Annotated in this window: 6 protein-coding genes; all 6 read left to right on the top strand. The window is 39.5% G+C overall.

Annotated features, from left to right (window positions below):
• Window positions 1-525 precede the first annotated feature (525 nt).
• Window positions 526-912 carry a hypothetical protein gene (locus tag SORDD24_RS09015; RefSeq protein WP_061409723.1) on the top strand — a complete coding sequence of 129 codons (387 nt, stop codon included), beginning with the start codon at window positions 526-528 and terminating at the stop codon, window positions 910-912.
• Window positions 913-1,024: 112 nt separating this feature from the next.
• Window positions 1,025-1,336 (top strand): hypothetical protein, encoded by a 312-nt coding sequence (locus tag SORDD24_RS11830; protein WP_231082742.1) that lies wholly within the window; start codon window positions 1,025-1,027, stop codon window positions 1,334-1,336.
• The gene (locus SORDD24_RS11825; RefSeq protein WP_231082737.1) at window positions 1,333-1,653 is read left to right on the top strand and encodes a hypothetical protein; all 321 of its coding nucleotides are present in this window, start codon (window positions 1,333-1,335) and stop codon (window positions 1,651-1,653) included. Before SORDD24_RS11830 ends, SORDD24_RS11825 begins: the two co-directional genes overlap by 4 nt.
• 587 nt (window positions 1,654-2,240) lie before the next feature.
• Window positions 2,241-2,939, top strand: coding sequence for a class B sortase (locus SORDD24_RS09005; protein ID WP_061409721.1), 699 nt, complete (start codon window positions 2,241-2,243; stop codon window positions 2,937-2,939).
• Complete coding sequence (locus SORDD24_RS09000; protein ID WP_081103574.1) at window positions 2,939-3,565, top strand: hypothetical protein; 627 nt, start codon at window positions 2,939-2,941, stop codon at window positions 3,563-3,565. The genes SORDD24_RS09005 and SORDD24_RS09000 overlap by 1 nt, the downstream gene beginning before the upstream one ends.
• On the top strand, window positions 3,549-10,007 hold a 6,459-nt coding region (locus SORDD24_RS08995), incomplete at its 3' end, for a DNRLRE domain-containing protein (RefSeq protein WP_061409717.1). The genes SORDD24_RS09000 and SORDD24_RS08995, both read left to right, overlap by 17 nt.

Genomic DNA, 10,007 nt, shown 5'->3' with positions numbered 1-10,007 from the left:
TACAAAACTGGTTCTTTCCTAACCCAGCTTAAACCTACTGTTTCCACGATAGCTACCTCCTTTCAAACATAAAAAACGTAGCTATATTAGTTACGTCTCTACTCAATCAATTATTTATATACTATTAGTATGCCATAAATCATAAAATAAAAAAATTAGGATAAGATTTTTTTACGTTATTCACTTTTACCTAGTACTGTGTGTTTAGCGTGACTTACACATACGTTCCTGTCAACGCTAAACACACAGAAAAATCAGAATTGTAAAAAAACTGAGTGATGAAAGAAAGAGGTATAAGTAAAAAAAGATTGAGAAGTAAACAATACCTTTATCATTTTTTTAAATATTTTACTTTTTTATTTTGAAATTTATGGCAGACTATATATAGAGAGAAAAAAAGGAGGTTACATTTGTATGAGCATATGTTTTTTTTTATTACAGGCCTAGTATATGAACTTGGCCCCCCAGACATTGGCATCTTGCATTATATTTTTAAACTTAACAAACAACAAAAGGAGAAAAAATATGAACATTTATAAAGATTATTTATGTAAAAAAATTTTAGAGACTGTAAATATCGAAGTTGAAACAGGTGCAGATTTTGATGTTACTGTTAATTTTTGCCGTGATGAATATAATTTTTATCTAACTTTATCTCGTGAAGGAGAAGAACTAGAGTTTGATTTCATTGATGATAGGTTGAATTTGATTATTTATCACTGTTGCCATGAAAAACTGTATTATAGTATTACAGAAATGGATGAGATTTTAAATTTCAAATATGCAATTGATATGTTAGTTGAGTTGTTCGTGGCTAATAAATGGTATACGTTTGTACCAGATTTAACTACTCATAATCTCTGGGAATTGGTTGAACAGTATAAAAAAGGTAAATTAAGAGATTATTATTAAAATTGAAACATCTAGTTATTGAAAAAAAGATAACTAGACGTTACAATAAAACATGTGAATTGGTTTATTTTTAATATCTGATAGTAAGAGATAGTTCGAAAGGGATTATGAAATGAAAACTCCAAAGCTATATAATGAATTGATTAATGAGAAAAAAATTACAAATGAAATTATTGCAGAATGTATATATTCTGTGAATAAACGAGCTAAAAATTATCGTGATAAAATTAAAGAATACAAAAATGGAAGGTTCCATCAGCATTTGGAGAGTAATATTGAAAAAGCGGAAGAGGAAATGGGTAAATACTATCAACTAAAAGAAGAATTTTTGAAAGTATTTACCCCGATTCTGATCCACAAACAATTCATTGGTGAAGAGAAAAAAGAGTGTACAGTTATGAAAATAACTATGAGGAATTGTTGAAAGAAAAAACTAATGATATTATTTGGAAAAATAGTTTCTATGATTACGATAAAGATATGGAGGTCGAGTTTTTTGATTATCATCTAGGAACAAAAAAATATCTATATTTCTTATATTATGAAATTGGAGAATATAGTTTTCATTCACTCATTTCTGAGAAAATTGCTGAAAAGAAAACTAATTTAGGAATTCAAGAAATCGACGAAAATTTTAAAACTCATGGCTCTAAGATTGAGGGATTGCTGTCAATGCAATTTATAAAAAAAGTCTTGGAATTACTGCAAAGCGAAGATTATACAATTGTTGACCAGGAGTAAGATAAAGAATTGTGAATAATGGATAAAACAATAACAGTTTAAAGGGTGTAAACTTTTCGGAAGAATCTAGCTCAATTTGTGTATTTTTAGGGTAAAATTCACACCTAAGAATACGATATGCAATCTTTCCGACAGCCATTAAAATCACATTACTATTTATGAAATATATCATTTCGAAAGATTTCATGGAATCATATAAATATGTAGCGAAATAAGGGGAAGGAATCGCACATTGTGACTATCTAGATCATGAAATATCTAGGGTTTCTTCTCAATTAAAAACGATTTTAGAACTCGATTTTTCTATAGAAAATGTAAGAATTGGAGCTTTACAGGTTCAAGGAGTCTTCTATCACAAGAGAGTTTAGGAAAAAATTAGAGTCAGCTCAACCAGTCATTAAAAGAGGAACCCACTCTCATTTGGAGAGGGCTCCTCTTTTCTGTTAAAAAGTAGCAATCAAACACGTAAAGAAGCGGTATACATGTATATGATTATCAAAATATTTTAATAAAAGTATAATTTAAAGGGATAATGTATTTACAAGGGTTATAGGGGTCTGATATAATGATAGTATGGGAGCGATTACATGAAAATTTTAAGGTTTAGTTTATCATTAATTGCAATGGTTGCAGTTTTATTTTTAGGTCTAAAGATCTTGGATGGATTCGAACAGAAAGCTGTAGAGAAGCATTCTCAAAATGCAATAGAGACGAGGTTTCATCAGAATCCAGATGTCTTTGCTTGGCTAACAGTCGAAGGGACTCGAATTGACTATCCAGTCGCTCAACATTCAAGGGATGATACCTATTACCTATCTCACGATATAGATGGTGAAGAGACCTATTATGGAGCCATATTCACAGAGCTGGTTAACAAAAAAACATTTGAAGATCCTGTCACTATTATTTATGGTCATGCTATGCTAGATGATTCTATGTTCGGGTCTTTAGATTATTTTGCGAAACTAGCTTTTTTTAACAAGCATGAGAGCATCAAAATTGACACGTTGACTCAACATTTTGAATATGAGGTGCTGGCAGCCCATTCTTATACAGATGATCATCTTTTTCATACATTTAAATTAGGAAGTCGAGAAGGTCTCCGATATTATTTAGATACATTACAGATAAGAACGTCAGACTATGGGGGATTCTATCGCCAGATAGTTACTGACCCTCAAAAAGATCGATTTTTAATCTTGTCAACCTGTGATGTTGCTGGAAATGATCAACGATTTGTGGTTACTGCTCGTTTAAAAAGTGTTAAAGAAAGGACAAGTAAATAATGAAAATATTAAGACTCTCAAGGTTTTGGAGACTAGCTACTGGTTTACTGTTTTTAGGAGTGGGGCAACGCCTTCTACTTACAGGTGCGATTTCCCCTGTGGTAGTTGAGGAAGGTTTATCACTCATTCTGACCTTACTCAGCCTACTATTTTTAATGATAGGAACAGTTCTTATTTTTCCAATAGCGATCTGGTTTTATAAGCAGTATCGATCAGATAAACGTTTAAATCACACTATTCTGATTTACTTGTTTAGTGCGATTTTATGTGGCATCCTCATCGGAGGCTTGGGTCAAATTTTATACGATAATACGAGTTTGGAGTATGATCATGTCAAGATTGCGATCTGGGCTTTTACTAGCATTATACAAACTTTTCTTAAAGTAATCTTATCCTATAGTCTGGTTAGTATTTACAAAGCTTTACCAATTAAAAGTAGGGTAGATCAATTGCGACTACCTGTTCTGGTATCCATGCTTCTTGTTGCCTTTTGTTTAGCTATCGCTGTTTGGTTCCCAATACTAGGTTCTTTCGTTTTATCCATCGGTGATGCTCTTATTTTAATTTTTACACTTTATTATTTTATGTATCTTACAAAGGAGAATGATGATGAAAAGACTTCGTAAGACCATACAGTGGTTATTATTGCTGAGTTTATTTATTTCTAATACCCCGCTTATTTATGCAGAAGAAATAAGCCATGCAATCAAACAAGGTCAGGCGGAGGCCGCTTATAAAAAAGCTGTTACAGAGGCGAGTAGCCAGACTGTAGGTTCTGAGAATGCGAATACGGAACATTCGACGAGTGCTGACGCCTCAAAACCAGCAAAAGATGGTGGAGATGCCCTACAACAACCAAAGGTGGTCAACGAAGAGAATAAGGCAGAGGCCGAACTAAAGAAACAATATGGAGAACCAGTAGCGGTTAGTGGGCAAGAACAACTGTTTCGGGTGGATGAAACTCACTTTGTGACGCATATTGGAAGTGATATTAAAACCTATATTGATCAAGAAGGGGTAGAAGTTCCTGTTGACTTATCTCTCTATTCTTATCATGCCAATGGGAAACACTATTATCTACCTAAAGAATCTCCAGTAGGCGTAGTTCTTCCGAGCGAAGTCAAAGAAGAAACCCCTATTGATATTACACATAAGGATGACAAAATTTCCCTGTATCCGCTTGATAAAACGTATGATCAGGCAACTGTTGAAAAGAATGCCATCTTATACAATAACGTTGATGGCAAAACAGATGTGCAATATACGGTACAATCTAATGGGGTCAAAGAAGAGATTATCTTAGCAGAGTGGGGTGGGAAGAACTCTTTTACTTATGGTTTAGATGCATCTAAGTATGATGTTTCTTTGAAAGACAATCAAATCCTTGTTCGTGAAAAGGGCAAAACGAAGCTCCTTTTTGTACTGACTGCCCCAATGATGGTGGATAGTGCCGGTGCTACTAGTAATGTCATAACCCTTGGCTTGAAAAAAGGGGATGGGCGCCATGAAGTTACCGTCACAGCTAGTAAAGAATGGTTGTCTGCTTCAGACCGTAAGTATCCTGTTCGGATCGACCCGACTGTAACGGTTCCAAGAGAAAAAATCCTTGATGTTGTGACTTCATCTGTACATGGGCAGTACCAAGGTTATGCCTACGGGTATGTTGGGTATATGACCGCTGAGATGATGGGGATGGCTGGTGTTCCAGGTGTTCGTGATATCGGACGCGCGAGAATGTACTTTAAGATTAACTACGATTTTCAAAAGAGTATCCCTAAAGAAGCGCGTATCGATAGTGCAAGTCTAAATATTTATGAATATACTGCTCCAGATTCTCAATCAACCCAGTTTGCGGCTTATCGCTTGAAACAAGATTTTGATATTAATACCCTCACATGGGATACTTCTGTGGGTCTTGATATGGAAATCGCAGGAAAGAATGCGACCAGTGGTAAGAAGATTGGGATGCATAACTTTGATATCCGCGAGACTGTAAATGCATGGGTTCAAGGTTTGGAACCAAATTATGGTCTAGTTGTAGCTGCAACCGACGAAGGTTCAGATGGTGGTGCCTTCTATACAACTGAAGCTACTGCAGATAATGCAGGACAGATTGGGTTTACCCCAGACAAGGCTCCGAGTTTGACGATTAATTGGTCTGTTCCAGACCCAGTTGATGTCAATTATCCAATCGGGAACACTACCATCAATCTTCGGACCATGGTGAAGACAGATAAGAAAGGGAAACTGCAATTTCAGGGAGTCTTTGCGGATGGTCTGACAACACCAGGTGCTCAGGTTGATTATAACCTTAGTGACACTGCTAAAGACTACAAGGGGCAAAGTTCTGCAAGTTTTTCTTACAAATACCCTGATAGTAGTTCCTTTGATGCAGCCTTTGAAAAAGGAACAACTAAATATAAAGACAAGCTCTCAAACTGGCAGACTCAGGTGCCTTTCACAGAACCTGAACTAAACAAGGTTTATACGATTGACGCAGAGAGTAAAAAGGATGGTCAGACCAGCGGTAAAAAATCAAGTGATACTTTTTTGATTTACAAAGTTACCCAGTTTGATACCCTTCCAAAGATTGCGGCTTACTATGGAGTACCACTGAATCAACTTGCTTACGATAATCGTATCCAAGATATGATGGTTGTAAAAAATAATACCCTTTTTATTCGCAATCCAAGAAAGAATGCTGATAAACCTTATAATCCACCAGCCTTGACATCTAATACCAAGGCAGAAATAGACAGACTTTTAATGGGACGCGGTCTTCACTGTGAGTTTGGATTTGAACCTATCAATCTGAACACGGGGAATTTCTACCTAGATCGAACAGATGTTTCTATCACAGATGTTGATGGGAAGTTTGAAATTACTCGTGCCTATAACTCTAAAGCAGCAGGCATCAATAGTCTCTTTGGTCGTGGTTGGTCATTTGCCTTTAATGAACAGTTATCGAGCGATGAAGACCAAAATCTTTACTATACTCGTACAGATGGTTCGATTCTTAAGTTTACGAAGGATGGTGATAACTATCGTGCTCCAAGCGGTTATGACCTCACTCTCGAAGTAAAAAAAGTTGAAACGAAGAAAGGTGACTTTGGCGGAGACGAAAAAGAAGACTATGATGTTAAGGAATACCGAGTTGTTGATCACAATCATCAAGAGAAAATCTTTAACTATCACGGCCTCTTAACGAGTCAGACGGATGAAAAAGGTAACAAAACAAGCTTTGATTATAATGAAAATTACCAGCTAACCAAGATTACATCCCCTACAGGCTTGATTTATAGTATCACCTATAACTCAGAGGGCTATATTGGTGCGATTCAAATCCCAAATGGCTCGACTTTGACCTATGAATACGACACGAATGGTCATTTGATTACCTATACGGATGCGACGGGAGTTCCTACTCGTTATGAATATGACGATAAGGGACGTATGACAGCCTGGTACGATGGAAATGGCACCAAGGTTATCCAAAACGAGTACGATGAGGAAAATCGTGTTACCAAGCAAACAGATGGTGCAGGCGCTGTTTCAACTCTCTCTTATAGTGAAGGTCAGACTATCACTACTGATGGAAATGGCAATCAAACCGTATATACTTACGATGAGCAATATCGTACAACGGGCATTCGCTATGCCGATGGAACTAGTGTCTCAAAAACGTATGATGACAACAACCGTCTGTCAAGTGTGACGAATGAAGCAGGTCAAACGACTCGCTACACTTATGACAGCAATGGCAATATCTTGACAGAAACGCGTTTTGACGGTGCAGTAAAAACTTCTAGCTATGATGAGAAGAACCATCTTCTGTCTCTCACTGACTTTAGTGGTGCATCAACAGCTCATAGCTATGATGCCAATGGCAATCTAATTCAGACGACATTGCCAGATGGGTCTAAGATTGCCTATACTGTAGATCAGCAAGGGCGCATCTTATCTACGACAGATGCGGCTGGTCACACAACTTCCTTTGCCTATCAAGGTGCGAATCTGGTAAGCATTACCAATCCTTTGGGAGGCGTATCAACCTTTACCTACAATGCACACAATCAAGTCACTAGCATTACGAATCCTCTCGGTGGGGCAAAGACCTTTACCTATGATGCAGAAGGTCGCAAGCTGAGCGAAAAAGATGCTGATGGTGTTGGGACGAGTCATACTTTTGACAAGGCAGGTCAAGTGACAGCTGTGACAGAAGGAAATGGTAACACGACAACCTTCACCTATGATGGTTTCGGTCGTAAAATCGGTGCTTCGAATGGAGAAGGAGGGAACTATAGCTACACTTATGATGGTGTTGGGAATCAGCTTTCCGTTACCGATGCAGAAGGTCGCACCACAAGCTATACCTATGATAGCAAAGGTCGTTTCCTAACAGAAAGTAATACTTCAGGTCAAACGACCACCGTTACTCGTGATGCACTGGGTCGAATTGTCACTCGAACCAATGAAGCAGGCAATAGCAGTAGCTTGACTTACGATGATAGAAATAATGCCGTTAAAACCATCACAGATGCTCTGGGGCAAGTTACTCAAAACACTTATGACGCTGCAGGCAAGTTAACCTCAGTCTCTTACCCAATCGGCACAAAGGCAGAGACTACTTATGATATCATGGGTCGTGTGCTATCTTACACAGATGAAGCAGGTCAAACAGTATCCTACACCTATGACAGTGTTGGTAATAAACTCAGTGAAACCAAAGGGAAAAAGACTACTAGCTATACCTATGATGCAGCAGGAAATGTGACAGGTATGACCTACCCAGATGGTAGCAGTGTTTCCTATGTGTTGGATGCGATGGGGAATATCCTGTCCATGACAGATGCCCTTGGAAAAGAAACGACTTATGAATACAGCAAGGCAGGGCGCCTGATTGCAACGACCAATGCCTTGGGGCACCGTACTAGTATGACCTATGATGCCAATGGCAATCAAAATAGCCTAACAGATGCGGCAGGCTATACTGCTAGTACGACTTATACAGGTCAAAATCAAGTTTCCAGTATTACAGATGGTTTAGGCAATAAAACTACGATGGCCTACAACCAGATGGAACAGTTAACAGAGTTGACAGATGCCTTGGGTGGCAAGACTCAGTATAGCTATAATGAACTAGGCTATCCGATTCAGGTCACCGATGCCAATGGCAATGTCACTAAGATGACCTATACCTCAACGGCTCAACTGGAGGAAGTGACTCTTCCAGACGGAACCACCGTAAAGCAAGAATACGATGCCCTTGATCGTCTCATCAAGCAGACACATTCGAGTGGTTTGGTGACAGAGTACAGCTACGATGCCGCCAACCGTGTAGTGAACAAAAAAGATAATCAGGATCTCAATGAGACCTACACCTACGATAAGGCAGGAAATCGCCTCACTTTAACAAACAGCTTGGGTGAGGTTACCCAATACAGCTATAATAGTGACAACCAGCTGACGAAGGTGGTTTACGCAGATAAGACCAGCGAAACCTTTGCCTATGATGTCATGGGCAATGTCGCAAGTTCAACTGACCAAGAAGGTAAGACCAAGACCTATCACTATGATCAAAACGGCAATCTAGTTAAGACCGTCGATCATCTGAAACGTGAAACCAAGTATAGCTACGATGCCCTCAACCGAGTGGTGACAGAGTCGGATGCCGATGGCAATACCTCTACTTACGAATATGATGTCCTTGGCAACCTATCTAAAATGACCGATGCCAATGGCCATTCAAGTAGCTATGGCTATGATGCCAATAAGAAATTGGTACTCTATACGGATCCAAATGGTCAAGCGACAGCCTTTAAGTACGACCCATTAGGACGAATCATCGAAACAGTAGCTCCTACAGGAAGTAAGCAAAGTTTCAGCTATGATGCTTTGGGCAATCGCTTGAGCGAAACCAGTGGTGAAGGTCATACAACGACCTACAGCTATGACAGTATGAACCGTGTCAGCAGCAAGAAACGTCCAACAGGTGGAGAGACTCAGTATGCCTATGACGCTACAGGTAGCTTGGCAAAAGAAACAGATGCCAACGGTCATAGCACCAACTATGTCAATGACCTTTATGGTCGTGTGATCAAACGCACCTTACCAAATGAGGCGGCTTACACCTACGCCTATGATGCCTTGGGACGTCTCACCAAGCAAACAGGTCCACAGGGACTATCAAAAACCTATAGCTATGATGTGTCTGGAAACTTGGTACAGGAGACAGACCAATCTGATCGAAGCAATCACTATAGCTATGACAAGGTTGGCCGTCTCTTAACGGCTAAGAACGCCCTTGACCTTGAAACCAAGTATAGCTACGATGAAGCGGGGAATCTAGCCAAACTGACCAAGCCATCCGGTGCTACAACCACTTTTGACTATACGACCCTCGATCAACTAAAAACGATCAAAACGCCAACTGGTCGAACAGTGGAGTCAAGCTATGACCCAGTCGGTCAGGTAACCAAACGAACCATCAATGGCAAACGCGAAACGACCTATACCTATGACCCGAATGGCAATCTCCTTGAGGAGACGAATCCTCTCGGTCAAGTGACCAAACGAACCTATGATAGCCTCAATCGCCTCACCTCAGAAAGCGATACGGCAGGCCAGTGGACTAAGTATGGCTATGACCACGATAACCATCTCACGAAGATCACAGATGAGGCTGGTGGCGTCGCAAGCATGACCTATGATGCCAATGGCAACCTCACTAGTGTCACATCCGGAAGCAAGCGTGTCAAGACCTACACCTATGACCTAAAGGATCAGTTGCTTACAGCGACACAAGGAAGTGGAGAGAAGGCTTCTACCTCTAGCTATACCTACGACAGTGTGGGCAATGTCACTTCGGTCACGAATGGAAATGGCAAGGTCACAAGCTACAGCTACGACCAGCTGTCCAATCTAGTGGAACGCATGACCAGTCTCGGAGACAAGGAGACCTATACCTACAATGTCAATAACCAGCTCGAAAAAGTAACCAAGTCCGATGGGAAAACCATCAGCTACGACTACAACAAGCTGGATCAACTGCTCAAGGTGGAGTACTCT

It is taken from the genome of Streptococcus oralis (genome assembly GCF_001579175.1).
GTDB lineage: Bacteria > Bacillota > Bacilli > Lactobacillales > Streptococcaceae > Streptococcus > Streptococcus oralis_O.
Note: the sequence above shows the minus strand (reverse complement) of the source record. Positions and strands in the feature narration are given on the sequence as shown.